We start from the raw sequence: 26958 nt of genomic DNA, 5'->3' as shown, positions 1-26958 counted from the left end.
AGTTAGGAGATAGAGAAATGCGAAGCGATATGATTAAAAAGGGGATTGACCGAGCCCCCCACCGCAGTCTATTATATGCAACCGGGGTCAAAACAAGTGACTTGGATAAACCGTTTATCGGTGTCTGTAACTCTTACATTGATATTATCCCCGGCCATAAGCACCTTAATCATTTCGGTGAGATTGTAAAAGAAGCGATCCGCGAAGCCGGCGGAATTCCATTTGAATTTAATACGATTGGCGTTGATGACGGAATTGCCATGGGCCACATTGGAATGCGTTACTCGCTCCCTAGCCGTGAAATTATCGCCGATAGTGCAGAAACTGTTATAAATGCCCATTGGTTTGATGGTGTTTTTTACATTCCAAACTGCGACAAAATCACACCTGGAATGCTGATGGCAGCAGCCCGTACGAATGTTCCTTCAGTATTTGTCTCAGGCGGGCCGATGGAAGCAGGTGTTTCTTCAACAGGAAAAAACCTATCCCTTACATCTGTATTTGAGGGTGTTGGTGCCTATCACAAGGGTACAATGACTCAGCAGGAATTGCTTGAAATTGAGACAAATGCCTGTCCAACCTGCGGATCTTGTTCCGGAATGTTTACCGCTAACTCCATGAATTGTTTGATGGAAGTATTAGGGATGACCGTTCCAGGCAATGGAACCATTGTTGCTACTTCAGAAGAGCGTCATGAACTGATTCGCCAGGCAGCAAGACATTTAATGGAGCTTGTCAAAAATGATCTTCGCCCTCGCGATATCATGACAAGAGAAGCATTCGACAATGCCTTTGCACTTGATATGGCCATGGGCGGCTCTACCAATACCGTTCTACATACATTGGCCATCGCTCATGAAGCAGGTATTGAATACGATTTAAGAGAAATTAATAAAATTGCAGAAAAAGTTCCGTATTTGGCAAAAATCATGCCAGCTTCAGATTATTCCATGCAAGATGTCCACCGCGCAGGCGGTGTGAGTGCTATCCTTAATGAGCTTTGCCAAATTGATGGTGCTATGCATCAGGATTGTATCACCATCACCGGGAAAACATTAGCAGAAAATGTGAAAGATGCAACAATCGTTGATAAAACGGTGATTCGACCAAAAGAAAATCCTTATAGTCCTGTCGGCGGGCTGTCCATCCTTTATGGTAACCTAGCTCCTGATGGCGGAGTCATTAAAGTGGGAGCCGTAGATCCATCTATTAAAACGTTCCTAGGCAAAGCGATCGTTTTTGATTCACAGGATGAAGCACAGGAAAACATTAATAATGGCACTGTAAAATCTGGCCACGTAGTAGTTATTCGCTACGAAGGACCTAAAGGCGGCCCTGGAATGCCTGAAATGCTTGCACCAACATCTGCTATTGCAGGACGCGGCTTAGATAAGGAAGTTGCCCTCATTACAGACGGTCGATTCTCAGGTGCAAGCCGCGGAATCTCCATTGGTCATATCTCACCGGAAGCAGCCGAAGGCGGTCCAATCGCTCTTGTAGAAAACGGCGATGATATTTTAATTGATTTACAGGCTCGCACCATTGAATTGGTTGTCGATGAAGAAATTTTAGCTGAAAGACGCCGCAATTGGGTTAAGCCTGAACCAAAAATCAAAACGGGCTATTTAGCCAAATATGCAAAGTTGGTAACCTCTGCTAATACCGGCGGAGTTATGAAGATATAAAAGCAATGAACACAGGGAACTATTAGCACCCCTCCCCTTCTCAAAGAAGTTAAGGTGCTAAACAGAGAATTCGTTTCATTGATAATTAAATAGTTTCAAAATCGATGACGGGAATAAAGGATTAGAATTTAGTATTTTCAGAGAGCTGGGGTTGCTGTGAGCCCAGTAATACAATCTAATCCGACATCCTCCCCGAGTGTTATTCTGAACGGTGTAAACTTAGTAGGCATAACCGGGTGCTTTATAGGAGCACCTGTTACAAAAAGAAGCGTTAAAATTTATTAATCGCTTCATAAGGCAGTATTCGTGAGGATACTGCGAAAACGGGTGGTACCGAGGAAATGGAAGGCCTTTTTCTCCCCGATTACTCTGCTTTTATTGTACTTAATTGCAGTTTATTCGTGGAGAATAAGGGCCTTTTTTACTGTGTTTTAAGATATGATCTAGTGATCTCGCAATTTTATTTTTCAAAAAATTCAAACACCCATAAGGAGGGAATTACGACGTGAAAGTAGAAGCAAAGCTGGAATTCCAAACCAGTACCGTACCGAAGACAGGTGCAGACCTTCTCATCGATCTTTTGATCAATGAAGGTGTTGAGACATTATTCGGGTATCCGGGAGGAGCTGTCCTGCCAATTTACGATGCGATTTATCGGGCGCGGGGCCGTATCCAGCACGTCCTTTTCCGACACGAACAAGGAATGATCCATGCTGCTGAAGGATATGCCCGAATTAAAGGAAAACCTGGGGTAGTTATCGCTACTTCAGGACCGGGAGCAACAAACCTGGTTACCGGAATTACAGATGCAATGATGGATTCTTTACCACTCGTGGTATTCACTGGGCAGGTCGCACGATCGGTCATTGGAACTGATGCCTTTCAGGAAGCTGATGTAATGGCCATCACCACACCGATTACCAAACATAATTATCAAGTGCAATCGATTGCCGACTTACCACGAATCGTCAAGGAAGCATTTCACATTGCTTCTACCGGCCGGCCGGGTCCGGTCCTAGTCGATATTCCAAAAGATATTTCAGCAGGAAATTTAACAGAAGATCCTAAGGAAGCAGTTATTGATTTGCCTGGCTATCAGCCAACAATTAAGCCCAATCCTTTTCAAATTAAAAAACTGGCTGATTCCCTATCTAAAGCGAAAAAACCTGTTATTCTTGCCGGAGCCGGTGTCCTTCATGCAAAAGCATCAGCGGAATTAACCGCCTTTGCTGAAAAACATAAAATTCCGGTTGTTACTACCCTCCTTGGCCTGGGCACATTCCCTGCTGACAGCCCGCATGCCTTGGGAATGGGCGGCATGCATGGAACTTATGCAGCCAATATGGCCTTATATGAAAGTGATTTGCTAATCAATTTAGGGGCCCGCTTTGATGATCGTTTGACTGGAAATCTAAAGCACTTTGCCCCACATGCAAAAGTGGCGCACATTGATATCGATCCTGCAGAAATTGGAAAAAATGTTCCGACGCAAATTCCAATTGTCGGCGATGCCAAAGAAGCCTTGCTCCAATTAAGTGAAGAAACTGCCGCCATGGATGACCTTGAGCATCAAGCATGGCTCGAAAAATTGGAGCAATACAAACAGGAATATCCGCTTTGGTTTAAGCATGATCCAAATGGCATGTGTCCACAATGGTTGATTCAGGCGATTCATAAAGTAACAAACGGTGAAGCCATTGTTGCAACCGATGTTGGCCAGCATCAAATGTGGACGGCACAATTCTATACCTTCAATAAGCCGCATCGCTGGATTACATCCGGAGGCCTTGGAACAATGGGCTTCGGATTCCCGGCAGCAATCGGGGCACAAATGGCAGCTCCAGAAAGCACTGTTGTTGCGATTGTCGGCGATGGCGGTTTCCAAATGACACTTCAGGAACTATCCGTCATTTATGAAAGAAACCTGCCAGTTAAAATCATCATTGTTAATAACGGTGCACTTGGAATGGTCCGCCAGTGGCAGGAACTAATGTATGGAAACAGGATTTCCGAATCGATTCTGCATACTCAGCCAGACTTTGTCAAACTAGCTGAGAGCTACTCGATTCGCGGATACAAAATCGACAATCAAGAGGATCTCATTGCCAAGCTTCCTGAAATTTTCGCATACAATGGTCCGGTATTAGTTGATTGCCGCGTTCTCCAGCAGGAAAAAGTTTTTCCAATGATAGCCCCTGGCAAAGGATTGCACGAAATGATTGGGGTGAAACCAGTATGAAACGAATAATAACCTTAACAGTCCAAGACCGAAGCGGTGTCCTCAACCGGGTTACTGGCCTCTTGCAAAGACGGCAGTTCAATATCGAAAGCATTTCCGTTGGCCGTACAGAAACCGAAGGGATTTCGAAAATGACCCTTGTGGTTGAAGTGGAAGATGAACAGCGCTTGGAACAGGTTACTAAACAATTAAACAAACAAATTGATGTATTAAAGGTTTCTGACATAACCGAAAAAGCAATTGTTGTTCGGGAACTGGCCCTAATCAAAGTAGCAAGCAGCTCCCAGCTTCGCACTGAAATTCATGGGATTATTGACCCGTTCCGTGCCGACATCATTGATGTCAGCAAGGACAGCTTGGCTGTACAAATTACAGGAAAACCTGAAAAAATTGATGCTCTAATTGAGTTGCTCCGCCCATTCGGGATTAAAGAAATTGCCCGAACCGGATTAACCGCCTTCTTGCGCGGATACCAACCGCAAGTAAACGATTTTGCAACATATTCACTCTCAAAATAACTAACAATTCTGAAAGGATGATTCATAATGGTAAAAGTACTTTATAACGGAGATATTCAAGAGGAAGTTTTACAAGGGAAAAAGATTGCAATTATCGGCTACGGGTCACAAGGTCACGCTCACGCTCTAAACTTAAAAGAAAGCGGCTTTGATGTTGTTGTCGGATTACGCGGAGGAAAATCATGGGATAAAGCAGTTGAAGATGGTGTAGATGTTTGTTCAGTTGCTGAAGCAACTGCAGCAGCAGATGTAATCATGGTTCTACTTCCTGATGAATTGCAGCCAAAAGTATATGAAGAAAGCATCAAACCAAACCTTGAAGCAGGCAACGCGCTAGTATTTGCCCACGGCTTTAATATTCATTTTAACCAAATCGTCCCTCCTGCTGATGTTGACGTATTCCTTGTTGCACCAAAAGGTCCAGGACACTTAGTACGCCGTACTTATACTGAAGGAGCAGGCGTTCCTGGTCTATACGCTGTATACCAAGACTACACTGGCCAGGCTCGTGACCTTGCTTTAGCTTATGCAAAAGGGATCGGCGCTGCTCGCGCAGGAGTACTGGAAACTACTTTCCAAGAAGAAACAGAAACAGATCTATTCGGCGAGCAAGCAGTTCTTTGCGGCGGCGCAACTGCTCTGATCAAAGCAGGATTCGAAACACTAGTAGAAGCTGGTTATCAACCAGAAGTTGCTTACTTCGAATGTTTACATGAATTGAAATTAATCGTTGACCTGTTATACGAAGGAGGATTGGAAAACATGCGCTATTCCATCTCCGACACTGCTCAATGGGGAGATTTCGTTTCAGGTCCACGTGTTGTCAACGAAGATACAAAACAGCGCATGAAAGAAGTTTTAAAAGATATCCAAACAGGCGCATTTGCCAAAGGCTGGATTTTAGAAAACCAAGCTGGACGTCCGCAATTTAGCGCTATTAACCGCAGTGAAAATAATCATTTAATTGAAAAAGTAGGCCGTGAACTTCGTGCATTAATGCCATTTATTAAAAAACCGGTTAAAAAGGAAGTGGCGGTAAATGGTTCACGTTAACATCTTTGACACGACCTTACGCGATGGAGAACAATCCCCTGGTGTAAATTTAAACCAGCTTGAAAAAGTGGAAATTGCCAGACAGCTTGAACGTTTTGGCGTTGACATTATGGAGGCCGGCTTTCCGGCTTCCTCTCAAGGAGATTTCGAAGCCGTTAGAGCCATTGCCCGTACAATTAAAAACTCTTCCGTTACCGGTTTGGCACGTGCTGTGAAATCTGACATTGACATTGCGTGGGACGCCTTAAAAGATGCTGCAGAACCAAGATTGCATGTATTTTTAGCTACCTCCCCTATCCATATGAAATACAAGTTAATGAAAACACCTGAGGAAGTCGTAGAAACTGCGGTCAATATGGTGGCCTATGCGAGACAACGATTCCCCCATGTGGAATGGTCAGCAGAAGATGCTTCCCGCTCTGACTTGGATTTCCTTGTTCAAATAATTACGAAAGTTATTGATGCTGGTGCAACCGTCATAAACCTTCCGGATACCGTTGGCTATACTACTCCTGAAGAGTATGGACGGATGTTCCGCTATATCAGAGAAAATGTACCTAATATTGATAAGGCAGCCCTTTCCTGTCACTGCCATGATGACTTAGGCATGGCTGTTGCCAACTCGCTTGCAGCGATCGAGAATGGGGTTACGCAAGTAGAAGGCACTGTTAACGGCATTGGTGAACGTGCCGGTAACGCCGCCTTGGAGGAAATTGCGGTTGCACTAAATATTCGTCACGATAAATATCCTTTTACAACCAACCTGGTGTTAAAAGAAATCAAGCGTACCAGTGACTTGGTTAGCCGCTTTACTGGAATGAAGGTTCCTGGGAACAAAGCTGTTGTCGGGAAAAATGCCTTTGCACATGAATCCGGCATTCATCAGGACGGCGTATTAAAAAATTCAGCAACCTATGAAATTATTACACCTGAATTAGTTGGAGTTGCTTCTAACGATCTTGTTCTAGGCAAACACTCAGGACGCCATGCTTTTAAAGACAAAGCTGAGCAAATGGGATTTGAATTGTCTCAAGAAAAGCTGAACGAAGCCTTCCAGGCCTTTAAGCAATTAACAGATCGAAAAAAAGAAGTAACAGACGAAGATTTATTCACTATCTTAATCGATATTCAAACCGCAGCCATCGATGTGAAAAAATATGAGCTTGTTGCATTCCAAGTTCAGTACGGCTCAGCAAACCTGCCAACTTCTACAGTTGCCCTTACCACTCCTGATGGTGAACGAGTAGAAACGGCTTGTATCGGAAGCGGTAGTGTTGAAGCAGTATTCAACACTCTTGAAGCACTTGTAAAAGAAGAAATTCATCTCACAGATTTTAACCTTAACTCAGTAGGAAAAGGCCGTGATGCGTTAGCTGAAGTACATGTCAAAATGACAGTAAACGGCGCTGTCGTCAGCGGCCGTGCCTCAGCTCAAGACGTACTCGAAGCATCGGCAAAAGCATTTCTAAACGCCGTTAACCGAGTATTCTTCAACCAACTCACAGCCATAAAAGAACCTGCCGCACTATAAATGGTGTCAGGCACCAAATAGTAACACTTTGTTGATCGGACTAAAAACAACTGGCGAGTTTAAATGGTTTTAAAAATAATAAGGAGGTTGCTCTTATGAAAAAACATATTGTTTTACTTCCCGGTGATGGCATCGGCAAGGAAGTCATGAATTCTGCAAAGGAAGTATTAACTGCGATTGCAGAAGAATATAACCACACTTTTAGCTTTGAGGCCCATGATATCGGAGGAGCAGCCATTGACCTTCACGGCACTCCGCTGCCAGATGCAACAGTAGCTGCCTGCAAACATGCAGATGCGGTATTGCTTGGTGCTGTTGGCGGTCCAAAATGGGATCAGAATCCTTCACATCTACGACCTGAGCGCGGGTTGCTTGGGATTAGGAAGGCCCTTGATCTATATGCCAATCTAAGGCCAATTAAGGGATTCAAAAATCTTCTTCATGCTTCCCCTTTGAAGGAAGAAATTGTTGCCGGGAGCGACCTTCTTATTGTTCGTGAATTAACGGGCGGTCTTTATTTCGGGACTCCAAGTGAGCGGCGGGAAAACGGCCAGGTCGTAGTTGATACCCTAGCCTATACACGTCAAGAGATTGAAAGAATCGTAGATAAAGCCTTCCAAGCAGCACAAGGACGACGCCGGCGCCTATCCTCCGTTGATAAAGCCAATGTCCTTGAATCAAGTAAAGTATGGCGCGAAGTGGTTGAGGAGAAAAAAGCACAATATCCGGATGTAGAAGTCGAGCATGTATTAGTCGACGCAGCAGCTATGAAGCTAATTACAAATCCATCCCATTTTGACGTCATTGTTACTGAAAATATGTTCGGCGACATTTTAAGTGATGAGGCCTCTGTCTTAACAGGTTCACTTGGAATGCTTCCTTCTGCCAGCTTAAATGAATCTGGTGTTGGTCTTTATGAACCTGTCCACGGTTCAGCACCAGACATCGCTGGTAAAGGCGTGGCCAATCCAGTGGCAATGATTTTATCAGCGGCCATGATGTTAAGATATTCCTTTAGCATGGAGGACGAGGCTAAGATTATTGAAGATGCGGTTCAAGCAACCCTTGATTCCGGTTTCCACACTGCTGACCTTCAGATCCAAAACGGCCGTCTTGTCGGCACTAATGAAATTACGCGGTTAATCGTGGATTATATTAAAACTCAGCACGCTTCAAAATGTATCGCCAGCTGCTACTATTAATAAACATTTTTATGGGGTAAATCGTGCTTCACTTGGCGGTTTACCATAATTTTTTTAAAAACTAACTATTTAGACCTTATTGATTTTTTGCGACAGTGTTGATTGGAGCCGAAATCAATAAGGTTCACCATGATATGGACAAACCGATAAAAAATCTATGATGTGAGGAAGGAAGCTATGCAAACACCAAAAACGATCATTCAAAAAATTTGGGAACAGCATGTAGTTCATCAAGAAGCAGGAAAACCTGATTTACTTTATATTGACTTGCATCTTGTTCATGAAGTCACTTCTCCTCAAGCATTTGAGGGCTTACGTTTGGCAGGGCGCAAGGTCCGTCGTCCCGATCTTACCTATGCAACAATGGATCATAATATTCCTACCCGGCAGCGTCTAGTTATCAATGATCCTATTTCTAAAAAACAAATTGATACACTCGTGCAAAATTGCCAGGAATTTGGCATTACCCTTGCAGACATTCACCATCCAGATAACGGGATCGTGCACGTAATCGGACCTGAACTTGGTCTTACCCAACCAGGAAAAACAATCGTCTGCGGTGACAGCCATACATCCACTCACGGTGCCTTTGGTGCCCTTGCATTTGGTATCGGAACAAGCGAAGTAGAGCATGTAATGGCAACCCAGACACTTTGGCAGGCACCACCCAAAACATTAAATGTAAAAGTGAACGGCATGCTTGGGACAGGCGTTACAGCAAAAGACTTAATCTTAGCGATCATTGCTAAATTTGGCGTTAAGTTTGGCACCGGCTATGTTGTGGAATATACCGGCGAAGCCATTCGTGCGATGTCAATGGAAGAACGGATGACAGTCTGTAACATGTCCATCGAAGGTGGAGCACGAGCTGGACTGATTTCACCAGATGAAACTACTTTTGCCTATTTAAAAGACCGCAGATATGTTCCACAAGGAGAAGCATTTGAAGAAGCGGTTGCTCGTTGGCAAGCTCTTGCTACAGACGAAGGTGCTTCCTATGATACAGTTGTAGAAATTGATGCTGCTGAAGTGGAGCCGCAAGTAACATGGGGAACAAATCCTGGGATGTGTATCCCGGTTACCTCTAATGTTCCGAGCCCTGATGATACAGATAAACCGAGTGAAAAAGATGAAATCCAACGCGCCCTTGAATACATGGGGTTGGAAGCAGGCCAGCCGCTATCGAGCGTGACCATCGATCATGTGTTTATCGGTTCCTGCACTAACTCTCGGCTAAGCGACCTGCGTAAAGCAGCAGATTTGGTTCGCGGTCGGAAAGTGAATCCAGCTGTTACTGCTATTGTTGTTCCAGGCTCGTTTAGTGTCAAACTTGCTGCTGAAAAAGAAGGACTGGATCAAGTGTTTAAAGAAGCAGGCTTTGAATGGCGTGAAGCCGGCTGCAGTATGTGTTTAGGAATGAATGATGATATCATTCCATCCGGTGAACGCTGTGCTTCTACTTCTAACCGTAACTTTGAAGGCCGTCAAGGCAAAGGAGCACGCACTCATCTTGTCAGCCCGGAAATGGCTGCAGCAGCGGCAATTGCCGGCCACTTTGTTGATGTCCGCAAGTTTTCTGCACAGGAGGTAATGTAATCGATGGAACCGTTACGTATTCACCAAGGACTTGTTTGTCCAATAAACAGAGCAAACATTGATACTGATCAGATTATCCCGAAGCAATTTTTAAAGCGGATTGAACGCAGCGGCTTTGGACAGTTTCTGTTCTACAACTGGCGTTTCGATGATGATGGAAATCCAAATCCAGATTTTTCGTTGAATGCTCCGCAGTACAAAGGAGCTTCTATATTAGTGGCAGGTGAAAACTTCGGCTGCGGTTCCTCCCGTGAGCATGCTCCGTGGGCCGTTCAAGATTTTGGATTTAAAGTCATCATCGCTCCAAGCTATGCCGATATTTTTAAAAACAACTGTGTAAAAAATGGGATCCTAGCCATTCAAGCGACTGAAGAGCAGGTCCAAACGATCATGAAAAAGGCAGAAACCGAAGGCTACAGCTTAACAGTTAACCTTGAGGACCAAGCAGTATACGACAACGATGGCTTTAAAATTCAATTTGATATCGCCCCATACCCTAAAGAAATGTTATTAAACGGCTGGGACGAGATCGGCGTAACCTTGAACTACGAAGATAAAATCAAACAATACGAGTTGGCTCATAATTAAAAAGTGTCAGGCACCAACAATGTTGGTGCCTGACACTTTTTTTTAAAACTCCGGTAATTGATCAAGGTTATTTTCTTTTATGCCATCCGGCTCGCTGCGAATAATGTCCCTGCCGTATTTGTGGAAGACATCAATATGAGCGATCTTGCCTGACTTTGCTTCATCCAAAGCAGTTAGGTAATCCAACTCTCTTCCCGTATTTGTTTTAAAGGCAATGATGTCACCCTCATCGTTTTTCCGCACCGCAACAACTTCTTCTTTCCCATCTACATGCTGCTGCACTGCCTCGATTTGAGCCTGCTGTTGACTTTGCTCCTTATATTGTTGATAAATTTCTTCAAAATCCCTTTGATTTCCATTCATTCATTCCCACCTCCGAACATTCGTTAGTATAATTCTCTCTTAGAAAATTATCCTAACAATACAAAGTGTCAGAAAAAGTTCAAATACACTTACTCCCTGATAAAATTCGTTTGTGTTTGAAAAATAAACGGTAAAATTCCGTTTAAATAGGGAAATACTCAATATTTCCTTAATAATAAAGGAGGTTTTTCCGTTTATATTACCCAAATCTTTGGATTTTTCTTATTTAGAACAGTTAATCGGAATATCTCCGCTTATATCTGCTTCTTAAGCTTCCTCTATATACAATTGACGGAAATTCTCCGCCTATGAATTCTCTAAACTATCGAAAATAAACAATGAATAATAGCATATTTTAATAGGAAGTTTAGACAATAAAATCGCACACATAAATCATTGAACCTTATTTTTCTAATACTGAAACCAAAGCGATTTTTTGCATAAAGACCTTAAAAACGGCTTTTTATCAATGATAATAAACCATTCCGATTATGCGAAATAGTCTGCGGTTCTTTTAGTTATTTTGGGTAAAACTCCCCCTAAAACTCAAAATAAGGTTTCCTTACTTAAAGAACCTTGACACTAGAACAAAACCAATTACAATCACAAGGATTAGAATGCCAAAACCTTTCCAACCTAAACTGCCAACTAAATCAGCTAGGTTTCCAGATTCAGTCCTATTAAATGCATCATTCATATTTCCAGTTGGATTTCTTTTTAATTCTTCTTGTCTTAGTTTTTCTCTTGTTCTTTCCGGAGTTTCTTTGCTTTCACTCATTTTTAGCACCTCTCTGTTTTCTATCATTTTAACATATTTTTGTAAATTTTTAGTTTATTATCCTTGTTTTTCCTACACTGCAGTTTTGATTTTTAAAAAATAAACCTACCATATAATGATGGTAGGTCTGTAATTTCATATACTATTTTGCATTTTTGTTATATTGGATTTCTTTATATTTTTATTTAACAGTAATCATCGTGTTCGCTCCATTTCCCAATACAGTTGTCGGATTGACCCCATTCCATTTTTGGACTTTGTTATATTCGACAAGTTCGGTCGTAAGAGATTTTGCAAGTAATTGGTTGGCAGCCGCTTCTCCCTCTGCTTTAATTTTTGCAGCTTGAGCATCCGTTTGCGCATTTAGGATTCGTGTTTGGTTTTCAATTTTGGCTTTCTCTTGTTCTGCCTGCGCTTTTTTGACATTGAGCTCAGCAGTGGCTAACGCCTGTTGGGACTGCTCCATTCCTTTCGGAGATCCAACATGGGTAAAACCAAATGTTCCGATGCTGATGCCTGCTTTCTCTAGTTCTTTTGCCAATTCCTGATTGATTTTAACCGTTACATCAGCTTGCCCTGCCCCTTTGATGTCGTTCCATGTGTACTGGTGGGTAATTTTATTCACAACATTTTTCATAGTTGGTTTGACGATTGAATCAGAAATATACTGGATATCCTTGCCCCCAACAGTTTGATAAAGTGCGGTGGCATTTTTCGTATTGATTTTCCAAGTAAGGGAAGTGTTGACCGGAAGCTCCTGTTGATCACTCGTTCCAACACTCCACTGCTGGTTGTCATTACCGCCTTCTTTCGGATTGTCTGAAAGAACGAGAGACTGCATATAGGTTGGATATTCCTGTACGGCCACTCCCCAGCCGACCCAGTGAATTCCTTGGCTTAATTCTGATACTTCCCCATCCATATGTTTCACTATCCCGACATTCCCCACTGAAATCCATGAAATTCCGGTAAATCCGGCAGCTAGTATAAGGATCAATACAACTCCGCTAATGATTGCACCCAGTTTAAATTTCGTCATTTCCATTTTCATTTATCGATTCTCCCTATCATTTTCTTCTTTGATTTTCTCTTTCACTTTTTCAGCTTTATTGCCAATTTTAAAAAATAGTTTCCAAGATAAGCAGAACACAATGGCGGCTGCCAATACGGCAATTACAACAAGCTGGATAACAATTTCAAACAAATTAACCACCCCAATTTTTCTAAAAGGTAAACCTCTAATAATCTTTTTGAAATAAAAAAAGACCTGCTTTTTTTCCTCAGAATGCTTTTGGTCATAACAAAATAAGCATTCTGAAATAGGCGGTCTCGACCTCCCTCGCTTTAGCCGACGAAGTTAGCTGACGGGTAGGATGGCGAAAGAGCATCTCATCCCTTCTGTTTCCAGAATTAACCCCAAAAAATTGGTTCCTCCGCTCCCGTGTTTCCACAGGATTAAGCCGATGTATTTAATTGCTGATTTATGAAGTAATTGTAATCCCGGCCATCCAACAAGTAAACGGCAGTTTTTTGCCAAAAATTATCAAATCCACTTGTTTTTTTGAATAAATCCCAGAAATTCTTTTATTTTCTAACTCAATCTCATTATTTTATTCATTTCTTGTTTCTTTAGATTTTCCCTTGCATGCATTTTAATCTAAATTCTGTACCTAAACTCTAGTAAACATATAACGAAAAAAGTGATACTCCCTATGAAGTATCACCCTAATAGTTACATTTCAAATGTGTAAGCTTTCTCTACTTTAGAAATCCTCACAGAATACTTTTTATACCATTCCGTTTTCCCTTTTTCCTGTGCCAGTTTATGTACTGCGTTCTCTTTCCAGTTTTTTATTGCTTCTAATGAGTCCCAATATGAAACAGTAATTCCCAAGTTTTGATCACGAGCACTTTCCACTCCTAAAAACCCCTTCTGTTTAAAAGCCAGTTCCACCATCTTTTCTGCCATTGAACCATAACCATTATCCCCCTCCGTACGCTGAGATGTAAAAATCACCGCATAATATGGCGGCTGAGGAGTTGCTGCCCTTTCACTCATATCCATTTCCCCCAATCCTTTTTCATTAATTATAACATTCTCACAATGATTTATTACTTTCGAAACCTTTATCTAGATGTTGTTTTGGAGCATCCAAAACAGCACCAAAAGATTACTTCTGGCGCTTTCCTTCCTTTTCAACTATGATCTCGTCAACAAGCTTTTCGGCGATTTTCCGATATAAATTGCTCATATGAACAAGAGAAGAGATCATCATTACCTGCTCAAGATAGGAGGAATTGCTTTCAATTTCGTTCCGAACTTCCTTTTCTCTTCTCTCCATTTCTGCCTTAAACTGTTCTGTGCTTTTCCCTGTAAGATTTAAATAGCTGTTGTAAAAAGCTTCTAAATCAATATCTTCTTTAAGAATTCTTTTATTTAATCCATCTAAAGTAGTTTTAATATCATTAATAGACAAAGCTCCCTTTAGCTGATAGATTAGGCTGATTAAAATGAGATGCTCCCTTGAATATTTTTTGTTGTGAATTGGGAAGATCAGCTTCCCTTTTGCATAGTTATTGATCATCGTTTTTGTTAAAACTTTTTCTTCTTCGTTCCTTTTGGAATCAGCGAATTTATTTTCAAACAACTGGATGACCTGATCCATATAGAGGTCAATTTTTGGAATCTCCTCTAATGATAATGCTGCATCCAAACCGTACTGCTCCAACAGCTGCTTCATTTTTCCCATAAATCAAACCCCATTTAATTTTTCTATATCATTTTTATTATACAGAAACGTATGTTCATTGACTAGATGATAATATACTTGTATTATTGTATGTAGTTATCAAAACTACATAGTAGTTAGGAGGCAGTTTAAATGAATACTTACATTCGGGAACCCATTAACGGATTAACCCATTTAGCTGGTGCCATCTTATCATTTGTCGGGCTGCTGGCAATGGTAATTAAAGCTGCAATGACCACTCCCACACCGCTCACTATTACGGCAGTCATTATTTTTGGAATCAGCATGATTCTGCTATATTCTGCATCGGCCACTTATCATATGGTGATTGCCAGAGATAAAGTGATCGCCTTCTTGAGAAGACTTGACCATTCCATGATCTTTGTCTTGATTGCTGGGACGTATACGCCATTTTGCTTTATTAGTTTAAACGGAAAAACAGGTGCGATTCTTTTTTCGATTATTGCCGGAGTTGCAATTTGTGGGATTGTCTTTAAAATGGTCTGGTTTCATTGCCCGCGATGGATATCAACTGCATTGTATATTGCAATGGGCTGGATGGTCGTATTTGTATTCCCGCCTCTTTCTAGCAGCTTAAACCCCAGCGGATTATTCTTATTAGTACTTGGAGGCATCTTTTATACCATTGGCGGCGTGATTTATGGCACAAAGCCTAAATTTTTAAAATTTAAGCAATGGGGATTTCACGAAATATTCCATGTATTCATTTTGCTTGGAAGTTTTGCTCACTTCTTAAGTGTTTTTCTATATGTTATTTAATAGTGGAAACGTCCAGAAAGGGCGTTTTTTTTCACTAGAAAATAGTTATACAATTTTCGAAATTCCAATCATTAGAACTCTGTCGATTCGTTTAAACTAAGAATGTTATTTTATTGCAGATGTATTTTTTCTTTGACAGAGGTGTTGATCTTGTTACGATTGATTTTCCAAATTATTGTTATTGGATTATGTGCGGTTCTTTATGGGTTTGCCTTTAATACTTTCCTCATTCCCCATAAATTAACCTCAGGTGGAGTCACCGGCGTTTCATTCTTTATTCACCACTTTTTACATATTAATACTGGCTCGGTTATTTTCATCCTTAACATCCCTTTATTTGTTTTAGGGCTGGTTTACTTAGGAAGAAAATTTGTGTTACTCACGATTTATGCTGTTACCGTGATGTCTTTAAGCATGAAATTCATTCCCATTCATGCGATTAGTCCTGATATTCTACTGTCTTCTATCATTGGCGGGGCTATTTATGGAGTTGCAGTCGGGATATTAATTAGGATTGGAGGTTCGACCGGAGGAACAGACATTATCAGCCTTACACTTGCTAAAAAGAAAAATTGGCAGGTTGGCATACTAAATACATGTATGAACTTGTTAGTTGTCGGCATTTCCGGACTTATTTTCGGCTGGAATATCACCCTTTATACGATAATCGCCATTTATGTTGCGGGCCGCGCAGTAGATATGGTTTATACGACTCAAAATAAATTAACGTTAACGATTGTAACGGAAAAATACACTGAATTAAGCGAAGCATTAATTAAGCTGCATTCACGCGGTATTACCATGACTGATGCAGAAGGGGTATATACTCATAAACCGAAAAAGGTATTAACAACGGTCATAACTAAATTTGAGCTGAATGAAACAAAACATACCATCCGCGAGATTGATCCAAGAGCGTTTGTCAACATAACTCAAACACTTGAAGTAATGGGACGGTTTCGTAAGGATTAGAATGGATCAGCAAACTGCACAATGTTTCGAAGAAAGATTCCAGTTGACTAAAACATAAAAAATTGGCTTTATAAATAGTGCGCCAATTTTTTATGTTTTAGGAATTTGAGTAATCCTTTGCAGTTCTTCAAACAAAACAATCGCGTGATTATGGACTGGATCTTTCGCCCCATAAAGGATCGTAACCTGCCCTTGTTCAGAAAGAATCATAATTTGTCTAACAGCCTGAATATGAACATCACTTGTACGAAGCTCATCAAGATAGCGACAACGAAATTCATCAAACAACTCTGGCTTATGACAGAACCACTTTCGCAACTCAGGACTAGGAGCGACCTCCTTCAACCACAGCGACAATCGAGCATTCCCCTTCGAAATCCCTCGCGGCCACAACCGATCCACCAAAATCCTACATCCATCACTCTCATCATAAGGCTCATAAACCCGCTTCAAAAAAATCCCCCTCAAACCATCCATCCAAATTCCCCTCCCAGCATAGTGTTTTTGGTGTCATTTTTGGTGTCAGGTACCACAAAAAGACAAAACCACCGTTTTGTCCACTCTACACGGACAATTATCCACGTTTGGTGCCTGACACCAAAGTTACCCCCATTTTTTTGATTGAAGCTATTTAGTCTTCGTCCTTGATGTCGAGGTCTTCAGGGATGGGTTCGTTTAGTATTTCTTGTATGAGTTGTTTGTATTTTTCGAGTTGTTTTAGGTGGGTGTTGAATTGGTCTTTGTAGATTAGGTATTCGGTTCCGTCGAATAAGGTACGAATTTTTCTTTGTTGTATGAGTTTTTCGATTGTTTCTTCTGTCATGGATAGGTATTCAGCTGCTTGTTTTATTGTTAGATACATGTTTCTGCCTCTCTTTCGAAATCTTTCTATCGCGGTAACCTGAGCTACACTCGGATTCTGGGCCTGTGGTCGAGGAAGTTTTGGGAGGCAAACCCTCTTACCTCTTCTTCAGAATAATATTTTAAAAGTTCATTGATCAGATTTTGGTTTTTCGATGCATCCTCTAAGTCCGCAATAAAATTCGTAATCCCATCGAAATCAGAACCTAACCCGATTTGCTTCACCCCGCCTAATGAACAAAAGTGATCAATATGCCTTATAAGGTCGCTGATTCCAGCCTCTCCAGATGCATTCACAAAAGGTGGATTATAGACCACATGGATCATGCCGCCTTTTTGAAACATGGCCGAAGCCTGAGCATCTGTTAAATTACGCGGATGATCGCACAATGCTTTGGCGTTCGAATGGCTGGCAATTGGATACTCTGCCAGTTCCATCACATCCCAGAAAGCTCTCTCACTTAAATGGGAAACATCAGTTAGTATTTGATGCTTATTGTTTAATGCTACAATGTTTTTACCGAACAGTGTGAGTCCTCCCCCACGGGGCTCCCCTGCACCATCAGCTGCCAAGTTCGCATTATTCCAGGTCAGACCTACAGAAAGGACACCCAGCCGATAAAGAGTCTCAAGTTTCATCAGATCATTACCGATTGCATCCACACCCTCCAGTGTCAGCATCGCCCCAATCTGTCCAAGCTTAATTTTGTCAAAATCAGCCCAGTTTTTAATATGTACCATGTCCGGGTTTTTTCCAAGAACTTCATTATAAAAATAATGAACCTGTTCCAGTGCTTCCTGAAATTTCTGGTCTGATGGCAAATCCGGTTCAATAAAAATAGCAAAGCATTGGACTTTTACTCGTCCCTGCTGCAACCGGGCTTTATTCGCCTGCAATTCTGGCGCATCAGCAAACAAAAGTGAACCCTTGCTTTCCGAAAGCTTCATCAGCACATCACAATGGAAATCAATGATATTCATATGAGTCGACTCCTTTTTTCGTCATTAAAAAACTTTCACTTCATATCGTTATAAAAAGTTAAAAAAAGAGCAAGCAACCATTTGCTCCAGCTCCTTTTAACACATCTTCTACTTTTCCGATAACTCCTTAATCTTCGGAAGCACTCGATCCCAAATGACAGCACTCGAGTCGCGATAGAACTTTCCATTCTCCATAGAAGAAAAATCCCCTTGAAGAATATGCAAATGGGTTTTTCCATTTTCTTCAGATAATCGGAAGGTAATCCCATCTTCTTCCGTCACCTCTGGTCTCTCCTCCATACGAACATCAAAAACGGTAAATCTTAATAATTGATTGGGCTCAAGGGCTGTAACATTACCTTCGACAATCACTGTCCCGTCCTGTCCTTTCCAATATACAGGACTGCCAAGCTCCCAAATGGATTCAATATGAAATTCCGGGCCACCGCTTGAGAATTCCAATGCCCATTTATCCGTGTTTTCACGTTGGGTAATTGCATCCCATACCTTAGCAACTGGAGCATTTATTTCAATCGTTTCGTCCACAAATAATTTTCCCATTGATTAGCCCTCTTTCTATTTTAGAAGATATTCCTATTATATCTTATAAAATAACCCCTTCATATTTTTTGAAAGTTGTCCTTCTGACCTGAATCCTGAAAAAATGTTCGTAAGAAAATCTTTCAACACCCACGCTATTTTTGGAATATTATTGAATAATGGAATGTAAGCTAACATTTAATTTTTGGCCCTGACGTAACAATCGAGAATAATTAGGATCAACGTTCATAATCTAGAGCTATTTTTATAGAAAAGAGCCGAGGATTGGAGAGGTTTTTTATGTCAAAGGTAGATTTTATGAAAAAAGCAATTGACATTGCTTATGATAATGTTAAAACTAACCATGGAGGGCCTTTTGGCGCACTGGTAGTCAAAGACGGAATAATTATCGGTGTGGGGCGAAATGAAGTTACAGCGGTAAATGATCCTACTGCTCACGCAGAGGTTCAAGCGATTCGGGCGGCCTGCCAATATTTAAGTAACTTTCAACTTACTGACTGTGACATCTATACTAGCTGTGAACCTTGTCCCATGTGTATTGGAGCGATTTATTGGGCAAGACCACGGGCGGTTTATTACGCCTGTACAAAGGAAGATGCTGCAAAAATAGGCTTTGATGATCAATTTATTTATGAACAGCTGGAACTTCCCAACGAACAAAGGAAAATAGCAATGAAGCAATTTTCTCTTCAGGAGGGGGACTTGCCGTTTCGCACATGGGAGTCTTCAAAAATGAAGATTGAATATTAATCTAAATGAAAAAGAGGATGTATGGAATGAAGCAGGAACTATTTGCATTAAACAATAAAATTGCGGCAGCCTCCGGTCGAAAGCCTGCCGATCTTGTTATTAAAAACGGGAAAATCATCGATGTTTTTAATGGAGAAATTATCGAAGGAGACATTGCCATTACAGATGGATATTTTGTCGGCATTGGAAACTACCAAGGAGAAAAGATCATCGATGCCCAAGGCCGGTACGTGGCACCTGCTTTTATTGATGGCCACGTTCATATTGAATCTTCTATGGTTACTCCTGCTGAATTCGCAAAAGTCCTCCTTCCGCATGGGATCACATGCGTGGTGGCGGACCCACACGAAATTGCCAACGTTTTTGGTGCGGACGGAATCCAATATATGATTGATTCGACAGAAAACCTGCCATTTGACGTTTATATCATGCTTCCTTCCTGTGTCCCGGCAACCGAATTTGAAATCAATGGTGCTATTTTAACCAGTGATGATTTGCAGCCATTTCTTCAACATCCTAGGGTACTTGGACTGGCAGAAGTCATGAACTTTCCTGCAGTCAAAACGGCTGACGAAGACATGCTCAAAAAGTTAACTTACACAGAACAAGCTGGAAAAAAAATTGATGGCCACGCTGCAGGTCTTACTGCCATGGATTTAAATGTTTACGCTGCAGCAGGCATTCGGACGGATCATGAGAGCACCACAGCTGAGGAAGCAAAGGAACGGCTTAGAAGAGGGATGTACCTGATGATTCGTGAAGGGACCGTAGCAAAGGATTTGCAGCAGCTGCTTCCTGTGGTTAACGAGCGGAATGCTCGCCGCTGCCTATTCGTTACGGATGATAAGCATTTAGACGACCTTATCCATGAAGGCAGTATCGATCACAATGTCAGGATTTCAATTACTTCCGGACTTTCAACGATAACTGCCATTCAAATGGCTACCATCAATTCGGCAGAATGCTTTGGCCTCAAAGATCAAGGAGCCATCGCCCCTGGTTTCAAAGCAGACTTTATTTTGTTCCAAGATCTTGAAACCATCCAAATTACAGATGTTTTTAAAACTGGGAAACATGTCGTAGAAAATGGCTGTCTGATCGAAAATAGCTCTGAAAACAGAACGGCAGATGAATCCTTTTCATTAAAAAATTCAGTCCGATTCCAAGATATCTCAGACAGTCATTTTCATATCCCATTAAAGAAAACGTCAGCAAATATAATTGAAATTATTCCGAACAGCCTTATAACCCGTCATATTGTTGAACAAGTCGAAAGTGGCCCTGATGGATTATTTCAAACATCTATAGAAAAGGACCAATTAAAGCTGGCAGTGATTGAACGCCATCACCTGACAAACAAAATAGGTTTAGGCATCGTTAAAGGTCTCGGTTTAAAATCTGGAGCCATCGCCACCACAATCGCCCATGATTCCCATAATCTTATCATCGCGGGCACCAATGATCATGATATGGCAGCTGCAGCAAATGCCATCAAAAATATGCAAGGCGGCTTGGTCGTTATTAATGAAGGGGAAATCATTGCTTCACTGAAGCTATCGATTGCTGGATTAATGTCAGAGCGTCCCTATCAGGAAGTTTACTCTGATCTAAACCAAGTAAATCTTGCTCTAAAAAAACTTGGCGCGCATGGACATTTCAACCCATTTCTAACTTTATCATTCCTGGCTCTCCCTGTTATACCAGAATTAAAGCTAACCGTTCAGGGATTGTTCCAGGTCTCAAGATTTGAACATATTGATACTAATCATTCCTAAAAAACCCAAAATCGATCAAAAGGAAGGATAGGTGAGCTAAAATAAATCCGCACGCCTATCCTTTTTTGTTCAACAAATATTTACAGCCACTTCAACTTTGAGATTCCAATATAGAAAAGAAAGTATATTTAAGTAATAAAGGGGAAATTTAAAAAGGTTAATAAATTATGTTTAAATTGAGGACTGCTATGAATTACATTTGGGAATCAATAGCTATATTATTTACAGGGTTTTGCTTATTACGGATTGCAGGTAAAAAAACGGTGGCACAAATGTCCGGATTGGAAGTGATCACAATTTTGGCGATCGCCTCGACTACAGGTCATGCTATTTCAGAGACTGGCTTATTAAAAACGATCCTTACCTTCTGTGCTCTTATAACGCTTCTTATCCTTATTCAGTTTTTATCGATTAAATTTTATATTATTAATAAAATATTTGTAGGAAATGCAACACCGGTTATTCAAGATGGAAAAGTTATTTCCAAAAATCTAAAAAAACTTCGCATTTCCCTTGACCAATTGGAAGCAAGATTAAGGGAAAACGGGATTTCGTCTGTCGCTGATGTCAAAAGTGCATCAATAGAAATCACTGGTCAGCTAGGATATGAGTTAATGAAACATGCTAAGCCTGTAACACTTGGAGAGCTAGAACAAACTTTGAATCAATTACAATCGAGTATAGTCCAACAATTAGTGAATCAGCCTCATGTTTTTAAGGAGCTTGTTCATGAGCACCAAACAAATAATAATCCAACTCATTGATAATAAGAAAGTGGAGTAAGGTCCCATCAAAACCAACTCAGATATAGCCATCTCTTTTCACCATCCTGTATTTATCTAGGGGTGTTATAAAGGAATTTAAATGACAGTTTTCACTCCAAACCCTATTAACATTACGCCAGTAGATTTTTGAAATACTTTTTGAAATGTAGGTTTTTTCAACCAATTTTTTACATGATCTAAAAGATGAACCAAGATTAAAAACCATCCGACTGCTATTATGGTAAGGATCAATCCTAATTCAATCAGTTGCTGATTTGTGTTTCTATTAAGATTAATGAATTGGGGCATAAACGTTATGTAGACCAATACAGTCTTGGGGTTAAGAATATTACTGATTGTCCCTTGTAAATAGGATTCTTTATAATGATGGCGCGATGGCTTGTCAATTGAACGCTGCCGTTCAGCTTCAACAGCTTCTAATGAAAGTGCATTTTTAGTGAAAAATACCCTTACACCTAAATAAAACAAGTAGCCTGCTCCTAAATACTTAATTGCGTTGAAAAGAAATACTGACCTAGCAATGACAACTGACAAACCGAGAACGGCAATTATAGTCCAGAAGGTAAGGCCTGTCGCCATCCCGAGGATCGTACAGCGTCCAGCTTTTGCTCCATGATTAAGCGTATTTTTCATAATAAGGACCGTATCTGCACCGGGCAGCATAGACATCATAAGGGCCATTAAGATATATGCAAGCAAGTTATTCATTCTACTCCTCCTCTTTTTTATCCATTGTACAATTCGGCTAGCAATTTCTGTTCTTATGCGAAAACTAGCTGGTCTATTTTAGCAGAGAAAAACCTCCCGTTAAACGATTTACAAGCACGCATTTTGTTTCAAGCTGCCCCATTATGTTTCTCCTTCACTTTCAAAAATTCTCATATATTGTTTAGGGGTTAACCCCACTAATCTTTTAAAGAATTTAGTTAAGTGGCTTTGATCACTAAATCCTGTTAGAAAAGTCACTTCGATGGGCTTTACACCTTGTTCCAAAAGCTTTTTCGCATGATTTATTCGAATCGTTTCCAGGTAGCTATAAGGAGAAATTCCCTTTTGTTTTGTAAATGATCTTAGTAAGCGATACTTGCTCCATCCCGTTATATTACTCAAATCATTAAGTGTAATCATTTTTGTATAATTTTCCTCCAAATAGTTACACACTAGTTTGATTTCGTGAGAGGTTTCAGAGCTTGATGAGAGGATTGTAAGCTCAGAATGTGACTGAATTAGTTCTTCCAATAAATATAAAAACAACTCCTCCTTCTTAAACGCACTCCCACCATCTGAAATTTTTAAGTGTAGCTCTCTTAAATTGGATACACTCTCGCTATGATATACGACGCTTTGCTTGAAGTATGGGAGGTTTTCATTACCATTAATCTCTAACACTGCCTTTTTCATAACTTCTGGTTTCACATTGATGCAGCGATAATCCAGCGTTTTACCGTCTATCTGCTCGCAACTATGAGTATCATACGGGTTGAACAATAATAAATCTCCTGGATTAATAATGTATTCTTCACCTTTGCAAACCAAATAACGCTGTCCTTCTTCAATAAAGCCGATCACATAATATTCATGAAAGTGAGCAGGAAACTTCTGCATGATTCCCTTAAAGCGATAGGTTTCGATGTTTAAATAAGGATCAAGATAAACTGTTCGGATTTCATTTGACATCCAGCTATCCTCCTACAATGTAATGGCAATTCTAAAAATATCATTTACTGTAAAACTTTTCTTGTATGATATTGCGCTTGAGACATTCATTTAGTTGTCCCAAAAATATAATAAATAACTGGATCAGACATGAATAAAAAAACCATTTTAAATCGATTTTGTCTTTATAGCCAGCTTGTCGTATTAATTTGTCTGTTTTTTCAGCATTTCTTTAGAAAAAGTTTTTTAAGACCATTTTATAACTATTTAAGAATAGAACGATTATTAAATTGATTTATCTTTTTTGAAGATTACAATACACATTGACTTGTCAGTGCAAATAAAACTGTTAATTTTAAAACACAACAGCCACATTTCCAGTTTAAGAAATGTGGCTGTTTCAAAAATAGGTTCATCAATTAGTCATGATTTTATCGAAAAGGTGTGACGAAAAAGTTTATACTAAAAAATTGTGCCCCATCGTAATATTAGATTAGTCAGTTTACAGGTTGACCTTTTTGATTATGTCTTATAATAACGACAGTCGGGGCAGAACATAGAGCCCGGGGACTTGCCCCCATCTCGCCCCCTACTATAAGAGCAAAATTAAAAGGCGTGAGTCAGGTGCTATACCGAACTCACGCCGAAGTCATTGCCTAATATCTCTAGTCTAACTTCTTGGGATCAAATCAGACTATAGATAAGTAAGTACTAAATTAATTAACTATGGCATCTTATCGATTTCCTCTGTTTTATCTAGAATCTCTGCCAAGCTGATCCTTCTTCTCCTTAAATATAACGTGTTCTAATAATAAACAAAGGATTAATCCGACTAATAAACCGTTCGCAGCAATATTACGCAACCAGGGTGAAACACTTTCAAAGGCAGATGGCGGCAAGAACATCATACCAATTCCGCCCATTAAAGAAAGACCAATGACCAACAGATTTCTGGATGACGGCACCTGCCCCATTAAATCGCGAACCCCAAATCCCATAATTTGAGAGAATAGAACAAACAAGGATGCATATCCGACCTCTAAAGGCATTTTGGCAAAAAATTCACCGATATTCGGGAAAAAGCCAGCCGCTAATATGAAAACAGCACCGATAACCAATGGACGCTTGGAAGTAATCCCTGTTGTTGTAATAAAACCTGCCGAAACAGATAGAGGCACCACCCCGACAACAGAAAAAAGTCCCGATAGGACCAGGCCAGCACCATTACCGAAAATCCCTTTTTGAAATTGTTTTGGCTGTACTTCTTTTTCAAGTGCAATCCCAACAACCAAAATGCTGGCAATCACATTGGATATAAGCACAACTGCTGTAATAATCGATGTTAACAAAACGCCAAAATCAAATCTGGGCATTCCCCAGGAAAATAACGTGGGAATAGCAAACCAGCCTGCAGCTTCATATGTTTTTCCGGAATGGGTAAAGCCGAACCAATCAAATAACAGCCATCCAACTGCAATTCCAATGAGCGGGCCCATACTTTTCAAAATTCCCTTTGCTTTAAGGGAAATCCACAGGATGATGATAACTTCCACTAAGCAAATGGCTGTAATTTTTCCATTTAACTGGTTAGTAGCCGTAACCCCAAGCATGCTTTTAAAAAAGGAGCCGCTCATTTGACTGACTAGCAAAATTAGATAAACACCATTAACGATCGGTGTAAATAAATTACGGATTTTTTCAATGATCGGCATTAGACTTAACACTGCCAGTAAAACGCCAGCAGTCATCATCCCCAGCTCAAGTTGCTGCAATACATGACCGCTGTTCCCGTGCGCGCTCATGTCTCCAAGCAAAATAAAGATGGCCCACCACATTCCTGCCGCTCCTTCAGCAATAGGAAGCCGGTGGCCAAATAATACCTGGATTAACGTGGCAGCACCACTGACGAGCAGCATACGCTGCATAAAGGTAGAAATTTCAGCTGGTTGCATATGGAAGGCTGCACCTACGACAACAGGCACCGCAATCATATTCGTCAACATTAAAACTGCCCACTGGGCCCCTTGTACCCCCAATAACAAAGCGCTGCCCTGTTTCTTTCGTTCGATCATATTTTTTACCCCTTCTTAAATCTATGTAGAGTTGGAGTAACTTATTTTACTTATTTATGGACCTGATGTATTCCTTCCAAGCCGTAACGCCACCCTCTAAAACCTTAACATTAAAGTTTAAACGGTCGAGGATCTCTGCACATTTTGCAGCAGAATTTCCCGTTGTACAGGTCACAATAATTTCCTTATCCTTCGGCAAAGATACCTGATTTTCACCGAGTTCATCTAGTTCAAAAATCACTGTCTTAGGAATATTATGGCTTTCAAATTGTGCAGCTTCTATGTGAAACTCGTTGTACTTTTCTTCCGCCCGAACATCTAGTACGAATGTTTTTTCTGATGATGGAATCCGTTCATAAAGTTCTTTTGCTATTATTTTTTTTACGGTCATCTTAAAACACCTCCATTATAGTCATTATCATAACATGAAATTGTTTATTTCGAGAAACGAAAAACTTCCCCTCATTGATCCAGCTCCCAATCCTTATTTTAAAGATGGGTTTTAGCCCTTCCAAAATTACTTCCCTTTACATACTTTGTAATAGCTAAAAAATGGGAGGTGCATAAAATGGCTGATGGATATGGCGGCGGTTTTGCTTTGATTGTTGTACTATTTATCCTCCTGATTATTGTAGGAGCCGGCTTTGTTGCCGGATTTGGCGGTTTTTATTATTAAATAAAAAATGTGAAAGGGGAACTTACTATGTGGGGTTACGGTGGATTTGGATACGGCGGTGGCTGCGGTTATGGGGGCTTTGGTTATGGCGGAACATTTGTCCTCATTGTTGTATTATTTATCTTGTTAATCATTGTTGGAGCTGCTTGCTTTTATTAAAAGTTACTAACGCACGTCAAATAAAGATGGGAAGCTTCTGCTCCAAGAAGCTTCCTATTTTTTTATCTATTTTACGTTCAAGTCAAAACTCATCCTCGTAACCAAATGTCCCTAAATCACATAACGTATAGTGCCTTGTGCTTTTTAAAATGGAAGGGGAATAAATATGTACCACCATTATTTTCAGTATCCCGTTTATCCTCCCACACCTCCTTATTCAGGATATTACGTCCATCAGCCACATCGCCCTTATCCGCCCGTTGATACGAAAATATTTGCTAGTTCAATTAAGTCATTCCGCTTATTAATGGAACAAGGAAGTATCCTGCTGGACCGCTTGGGGGATAGCAGCTTTGCTTTTAAAATGATGAGTGCTGCACAGCAAGGTAATAAGGCTGAAGTGGATCGCTTAGTTAAATCTGTCGGCCTGAAAGTGCCTGCAGAAACAAAATTTACTCCGTCTGGCGTTATCTTTACTCTTTCCTCCCAAACTACACAGCAACAGCCGCTTAGCTGCTGTACATTGGCTGTTTCGATGAAATGGGGACTTTGACCCTGTTTCGTCCATATATAAAATCGGTCATCAGTACTCTTAAGCAAAAGAAGACTGGCGCTCATGAAATAGGC

30 protein-coding genes and 1 riboswitch are annotated in these 26958 nt (G+C 40.6%); of the genes, 16 read left to right on the top strand and 14 right to left on the bottom strand.

Annotated features, from left to right (window positions below; genetic code table 11):
- Positions 1-17 precede the first annotated feature (17 nt).
- The 8 genes from ilvD (at position 18) to leuD (ending at position 10412) form a co-directional block, all read left to right on the top strand.
- The gene (ilvD, locus tag HPT25_RS11305) at positions 18-1685 is read left to right on the top strand and encodes a dihydroxy-acid dehydratase (protein WP_173063825.1); all 1668 of its coding nucleotides are present in this window, start codon (positions 18-20) and stop codon (positions 1683-1685) included.
- A 505-nt stretch (positions 1686-2190) separates the two neighbouring features.
- Positions 2191-3924 carry a biosynthetic-type acetolactate synthase large subunit gene (gene ilvB, locus HPT25_RS11300; RefSeq protein WP_173063822.1) on the top strand — a complete coding sequence of 578 codons (1734 nt, stop codon included), beginning with the start codon at positions 2191-2193 and terminating at the stop codon, positions 3922-3924.
- A complete protein-coding gene (gene ilvN / locus HPT25_RS11295) occupies positions 3921-4442 on the top strand; it encodes an acetolactate synthase small subunit (protein WP_173063818.1) in 522 nt (173 codons plus the stop codon). Before ilvB ends, ilvN begins: the two co-directional genes overlap by 4 nt.
- A gap of 27 nt (positions 4443-4469) precedes the next feature.
- Positions 4470-5495, top strand: coding sequence for a ketol-acid reductoisomerase (ilvC, locus tag HPT25_RS11290; RefSeq protein ID WP_173063815.1), 1026 nt, complete (start codon positions 4470-4472; stop codon positions 5493-5495).
- The gene (locus HPT25_RS11285; protein ID WP_173063812.1) at positions 5482-7026 is read left to right on the top strand and encodes a 2-isopropylmalate synthase; all 1545 of its coding nucleotides are present in this window, start codon (positions 5482-5484) and stop codon (positions 7024-7026) included. The genes ilvC and HPT25_RS11285 overlap by 14 nt, the downstream gene beginning before the upstream one ends.
- A gap of 95 nt (positions 7027-7121) precedes the next feature.
- Positions 7122-8228, top strand: coding sequence for a 3-isopropylmalate dehydrogenase (gene leuB / locus HPT25_RS11280; RefSeq protein WP_173063809.1), 1107 nt, complete (start codon positions 7122-7124; stop codon positions 8226-8228).
- 177 nt (positions 8229-8405) lie between these two features.
- Complete coding sequence (leuC, locus tag HPT25_RS11275) at positions 8406-9824, top strand: 3-isopropylmalate dehydratase large subunit (protein ID WP_173063806.1); 1419 nt, start codon at positions 8406-8408, stop codon at positions 9822-9824.
- 3 nt (positions 9825-9827) lie between these two features.
- Positions 9828-10412: a 3-isopropylmalate dehydratase small subunit gene (leuD, locus tag HPT25_RS11270; protein ID WP_173063803.1), complete on the top strand. Its 585-nt coding sequence runs from the start codon at positions 9828-9830 to the stop codon at positions 10410-10412.
- A 42-nt stretch (positions 10413-10454) separates the two neighbouring features.
- On the opposite strand, the gene HPT25_RS11265 is transcribed toward leuD, so the two are convergent.
- The 6 genes from HPT25_RS11265 to HPT25_RS11240 all read right to left on the bottom strand — a co-directional run bounded on the left by HPT25_RS11265 (position 10455) and on the right by HPT25_RS11240 (position 14303).
- Complete coding sequence (locus tag HPT25_RS11265) at positions 10455-10775, bottom strand: DUF3892 domain-containing protein (protein WP_173063800.1); 321 nt, start codon at positions 10773-10775, stop codon at positions 10455-10457.
- A gap of 562 nt (positions 10776-11337) precedes the next feature.
- Positions 11338-11553 carry a DUF6366 family protein gene (locus HPT25_RS11260; RefSeq protein ID WP_173063797.1) on the bottom strand — a complete coding sequence of 72 codons (216 nt, stop codon included), beginning with the start codon at positions 11551-11553 and terminating at the stop codon, positions 11338-11340.
- Between the two features lie 181 nt (positions 11554-11734).
- Positions 11735-12604: an SPFH domain-containing protein gene (locus HPT25_RS11255; RefSeq protein ID WP_173063794.1), complete on the bottom strand. Its 870-nt coding sequence runs from the start codon at positions 12602-12604 to the stop codon at positions 11735-11737.
- Positions 12605-12757 (bottom strand): DUF8570 family protein, encoded by a 153-nt coding sequence (locus tag HPT25_RS11250; RefSeq protein ID WP_173063791.1) that lies wholly within the window; start codon positions 12755-12757, stop codon positions 12605-12607. It lies immediately after the preceding gene.
- A 127-nt stretch (positions 12758-12884) separates the two neighbouring features.
- Positions 12885-13025: riboswitch (cyclic di-AMP (ydaO/yuaA leader) on the bottom strand.
- A 260-nt stretch (positions 13026-13285) separates the two neighbouring features.
- Positions 13286-13612 carry an antibiotic biosynthesis monooxygenase family protein gene (locus tag HPT25_RS11245; RefSeq protein WP_173063788.1) on the bottom strand — a complete coding sequence of 109 codons (327 nt, stop codon included), beginning with the start codon at positions 13610-13612 and terminating at the stop codon, positions 13286-13288.
- A gap of 112 nt (positions 13613-13724) precedes the next feature.
- On the bottom strand, positions 13725-14303 hold the full coding sequence (locus HPT25_RS11240) for a DUF1836 domain-containing protein (protein WP_173063785.1): 579 nt from the start codon (positions 14301-14303) through the stop codon (positions 13725-13727).
- A gap of 132 nt (positions 14304-14435) precedes the next feature.
- On the opposite strand from HPT25_RS11240, the gene trhA reads away from it, so the two are divergent.
- Both trhA and HPT25_RS11230 read left to right on the top strand, forming a co-directional pair.
- Positions 14436-15083 carry a PAQR family membrane homeostasis protein TrhA gene (gene trhA, locus HPT25_RS11235; protein WP_173063782.1) on the top strand — a complete coding sequence of 216 codons (648 nt, stop codon included), beginning with the start codon at positions 14436-14438 and terminating at the stop codon, positions 15081-15083.
- Between the two features lie 150 nt (positions 15084-15233).
- Entirely contained in the window at positions 15234-16055 is an 822-nt protein-coding gene (locus tag HPT25_RS11230; RefSeq protein WP_173063779.1) for a YitT family protein, read from the top strand.
- 90 nt (positions 16056-16145) lie between these two features.
- Here HPT25_RS11230 and HPT25_RS11225 read toward each other — a convergent pair whose 3' ends face one another.
- The 4 genes from HPT25_RS11225 to HPT25_RS11210 all read right to left on the bottom strand — a co-directional run bounded on the left by HPT25_RS11225 (position 16146) and on the right by HPT25_RS11210 (position 18458).
- Positions 16146-16532, bottom strand: a complete 387-nt coding sequence (locus tag HPT25_RS11225) for a DUF488 domain-containing protein (RefSeq protein ID WP_173063776.1) — start codon at positions 16530-16532, stop codon at positions 16146-16148.
- A 154-nt stretch (positions 16533-16686) separates the two neighbouring features.
- On the bottom strand, positions 16687-16917 hold the full coding sequence (locus HPT25_RS11220) for an excisionase family DNA-binding protein (protein WP_173063773.1): 231 nt from the start codon (positions 16915-16917) through the stop codon (positions 16687-16689).
- Between the two features lie 44 nt (positions 16918-16961).
- Positions 16962-17897, bottom strand: coding sequence for a dipeptidase (locus HPT25_RS11215; RefSeq protein WP_173063770.1), 936 nt, complete (start codon positions 17895-17897; stop codon positions 16962-16964).
- A gap of 108 nt (positions 17898-18005) precedes the next feature.
- The gene (locus HPT25_RS11210) at positions 18006-18458 is read right to left on the bottom strand and encodes an SRPBCC family protein (protein ID WP_173063767.1); all 453 of its coding nucleotides are present in this window, start codon (positions 18456-18458) and stop codon (positions 18006-18008) included.
- A gap of 279 nt (positions 18459-18737) precedes the next feature.
- Between HPT25_RS11210 and HPT25_RS11205 the strand changes: the two genes are divergently transcribed.
- The 3 genes from HPT25_RS11205 to HPT25_RS11195 all read left to right on the top strand — a co-directional run bounded on the left by HPT25_RS11205 (position 18738) and on the right by HPT25_RS11195 (position 21747).
- Complete coding sequence (locus HPT25_RS11205; RefSeq protein WP_173063765.1) at positions 18738-19208, top strand: nucleoside deaminase; 471 nt, start codon at positions 18738-18740, stop codon at positions 19206-19208.
- 26 nt (positions 19209-19234) lie between these two features.
- Positions 19235-20983 (top strand): adenine deaminase, encoded by a 1749-nt coding sequence (gene ade / locus HPT25_RS11200; RefSeq protein ID WP_173063762.1) that lies wholly within the window; start codon positions 19235-19237, stop codon positions 20981-20983.
- Between the two features lie 188 nt (positions 20984-21171).
- Positions 21172-21747 (top strand): DUF421 domain-containing protein, encoded by a 576-nt coding sequence (locus tag HPT25_RS11195; RefSeq protein ID WP_173063760.1) that lies wholly within the window; start codon positions 21172-21174, stop codon positions 21745-21747.
- A gap of 96 nt (positions 21748-21843) precedes the next feature.
- On the opposite strand, the gene HPT25_RS11190 is transcribed toward HPT25_RS11195, so the two are convergent.
- The 4 genes from HPT25_RS11190 to HPT25_RS11175 all read right to left on the bottom strand — a co-directional run bounded on the left by HPT25_RS11190 (position 21844) and on the right by HPT25_RS11175 (position 25887).
- Entirely contained in the window at positions 21844-22476 is a 633-nt protein-coding gene (locus tag HPT25_RS11190) for a LysE family transporter (protein ID WP_173063756.1), read from the bottom strand.
- A gap of 141 nt (positions 22477-22617) precedes the next feature.
- Positions 22618-23445 carry an AraC family ligand binding domain-containing protein gene (locus HPT25_RS11185; RefSeq protein WP_173063753.1) on the bottom strand — a complete coding sequence of 276 codons (828 nt, stop codon included), beginning with the start codon at positions 23443-23445 and terminating at the stop codon, positions 22618-22620.
- Positions 23446-24176: 731 nt separating this feature from the next.
- The gene (locus tag HPT25_RS11180) at positions 24177-25496 is read right to left on the bottom strand and encodes a purine/pyrimidine permease (RefSeq protein WP_173063750.1); all 1320 of its coding nucleotides are present in this window, start codon (positions 25494-25496) and stop codon (positions 24177-24179) included.
- Between the two features lie 46 nt (positions 25497-25542).
- On the bottom strand, positions 25543-25887 hold the full coding sequence (locus tag HPT25_RS11175) for a rhodanese-like domain-containing protein (RefSeq protein ID WP_173063747.1): 345 nt from the start codon (positions 25885-25887) through the stop codon (positions 25543-25545).
- Positions 25888-26064: 177 nt separating this feature from the next.
- Here HPT25_RS11175 and HPT25_RS11170 point away from each other — a divergent pair, with 177 nt between their 5' ends.
- The 3 genes from HPT25_RS11170 to HPT25_RS11160 all read left to right on the top strand — a co-directional run bounded on the left by HPT25_RS11170 (position 26065) and on the right by HPT25_RS11160 (position 26884).
- Complete coding sequence (locus HPT25_RS11170) at positions 26065-26172, top strand: YjcZ family sporulation protein (protein WP_173063744.1); 108 nt, start codon at positions 26065-26067, stop codon at positions 26170-26172.
- 27 nt (positions 26173-26199) lie between these two features.
- Positions 26200-26331 carry a YjcZ family sporulation protein gene (locus tag HPT25_RS11165; protein ID WP_173063741.1) on the top strand — a complete coding sequence of 44 codons (132 nt, stop codon included), beginning with the start codon at positions 26200-26202 and terminating at the stop codon, positions 26329-26331.
- A 166-nt stretch (positions 26332-26497) separates the two neighbouring features.
- Positions 26498-26884 (top strand): YuzC family spore coat inner layer protein, encoded by a 387-nt coding sequence (locus tag HPT25_RS11160; protein ID WP_173063738.1) that lies wholly within the window; start codon positions 26498-26500, stop codon positions 26882-26884.
- Positions 26885-26958: the final 74 nt, after the last annotated feature.

It is taken from the genome of Neobacillus endophyticus, assembly GCF_013248975.1.
In the GTDB taxonomy this organism is placed as follows: Bacteria; Bacillota; Bacilli; order Bacillales; family Cytobacillaceae; genus Neobacillus; species Neobacillus endophyticus.
This window is presented reverse-complemented; position numbering and strand designations above follow the sequence as displayed.

Bases quoted from the DNA above. Each gene is read 5' to 3' on its own strand.
- ilvD (WP_173063825.1), top strand. From the start codon at position 18: ATGCGAAGCGATATGATTAAAAAGGGGATTGACCGAGCCCCCCACCGC.
- ilvN (WP_173063818.1), top strand. From the start codon at position 3,921: ATGAAACGAATAATAACCTTAACAGTCCAAGACCGAAGCGGTGTCCTC.
- ilvC (WP_173063815.1), top strand. From the start codon at position 4,470: ATGGTAAAAGTACTTTATAACGGAGATATTCAAGAGGAAGTTTTACAA.
- HPT25_RS11285 (WP_173063812.1), top strand. From the start codon at position 5,482: ATGGTTCACGTTAACATCTTTGACACGACCTTACGCGATGGAGAACAA.
- leuB (WP_173063809.1), top strand. From the start codon at position 7,122: ATGAAAAAACATATTGTTTTACTTCCCGGTGATGGCATCGGCAAGGAA.
- leuC (WP_173063806.1), top strand. From the start codon at position 8,406: ATGCAAACACCAAAAACGATCATTCAAAAAATTTGGGAACAGCATGTA.
- leuD (WP_173063803.1), top strand. From the start codon at position 9,828: ATGGAACCGTTACGTATTCACCAAGGACTTGTTTGTCCAATAAACAGA.
- HPT25_RS11265 (WP_173063800.1), bottom strand. From the start codon at position 10,775: ATGAATGGAAATCAAAGGGATTTTGAAGAAATTTATCAACAATATAAG.
- HPT25_RS11260 (WP_173063797.1), bottom strand. From the start codon at position 11,553: ATGAGTGAAAGCAAAGAAACTCCGGAAAGAACAAGAGAAAAACTAAGA.
- HPT25_RS11255 (WP_173063794.1), bottom strand. From the start codon at position 12,604: ATGAAAATGGAAATGACGAAATTTAAACTGGGTGCAATCATTAGCGGA.
- HPT25_RS11245 (WP_173063788.1), bottom strand. From the start codon at position 13,612: ATGAGTGAAAGGGCAGCAACTCCTCAGCCGCCATATTATGCGGTGATT.
- HPT25_RS11240 (WP_173063785.1), bottom strand. From the start codon at position 14,303: ATGGGAAAAATGAAGCAGCTGTTGGAGCAGTACGGTTTGGATGCAGCA.
- trhA (WP_173063782.1), top strand. From the start codon at position 14,436: ATGAATACTTACATTCGGGAACCCATTAACGGATTAACCCATTTAGCT.
- HPT25_RS11225 (WP_173063776.1), bottom strand. From the start codon at position 16,532: ATGGATGGTTTGAGGGGGATTTTTTTGAAGCGGGTTTATGAGCCTTAT.
- HPT25_RS11220 (WP_173063773.1), bottom strand. From the start codon at position 16,917: ATGTATCTAACAATAAAACAAGCAGCTGAATACCTATCCATGACAGAA.
- HPT25_RS11215 (WP_173063770.1), bottom strand. From the start codon at position 17,897: ATGAATATCATTGATTTCCATTGTGATGTGCTGATGAAGCTTTCGGAA.
- HPT25_RS11210 (WP_173063767.1), bottom strand. From the start codon at position 18,458: ATGGGAAAATTATTTGTGGACGAAACGATTGAAATAAATGCTCCAGTT.
- HPT25_RS11205 (WP_173063765.1), top strand. From the start codon at position 18,738: ATGTCAAAGGTAGATTTTATGAAAAAAGCAATTGACATTGCTTATGAT.
- ade (WP_173063762.1), top strand. From the start codon at position 19,235: ATGAAGCAGGAACTATTTGCATTAAACAATAAAATTGCGGCAGCCTCC.
- HPT25_RS11195 (WP_173063760.1), top strand. From the start codon at position 21,172: ATGAATTACATTTGGGAATCAATAGCTATATTATTTACAGGGTTTTGC.
- HPT25_RS11190 (WP_173063756.1), bottom strand. From the start codon at position 22,476: ATGAATAACTTGCTTGCATATATCTTAATGGCCCTTATGATGTCTATG.
- HPT25_RS11185 (WP_173063753.1), bottom strand. From the start codon at position 23,445: ATGTCAAATGAAATCCGAACAGTTTATCTTGATCCTTATTTAAACATC.
- HPT25_RS11180 (WP_173063750.1), bottom strand. From the start codon at position 25,496: ATGATCGAACGAAAGAAACAGGGCAGCGCTTTGTTATTGGGGGTACAA.
- HPT25_RS11175 (WP_173063747.1), bottom strand. From the start codon at position 25,887: ATGACCGTAAAAAAAATAATAGCAAAAGAACTTTATGAACGGATTCCA.
- HPT25_RS11170 (WP_173063744.1), top strand. From the start codon at position 26,065: ATGGCTGATGGATATGGCGGCGGTTTTGCTTTGATTGTTGTACTATTT.
- HPT25_RS11165 (WP_173063741.1), top strand. From the start codon at position 26,200: ATGTGGGGTTACGGTGGATTTGGATACGGCGGTGGCTGCGGTTATGGG.
- HPT25_RS11160 (WP_173063738.1), top strand. From the start codon at position 26,498: ATGTACCACCATTATTTTCAGTATCCCGTTTATCCTCCCACACCTCCT.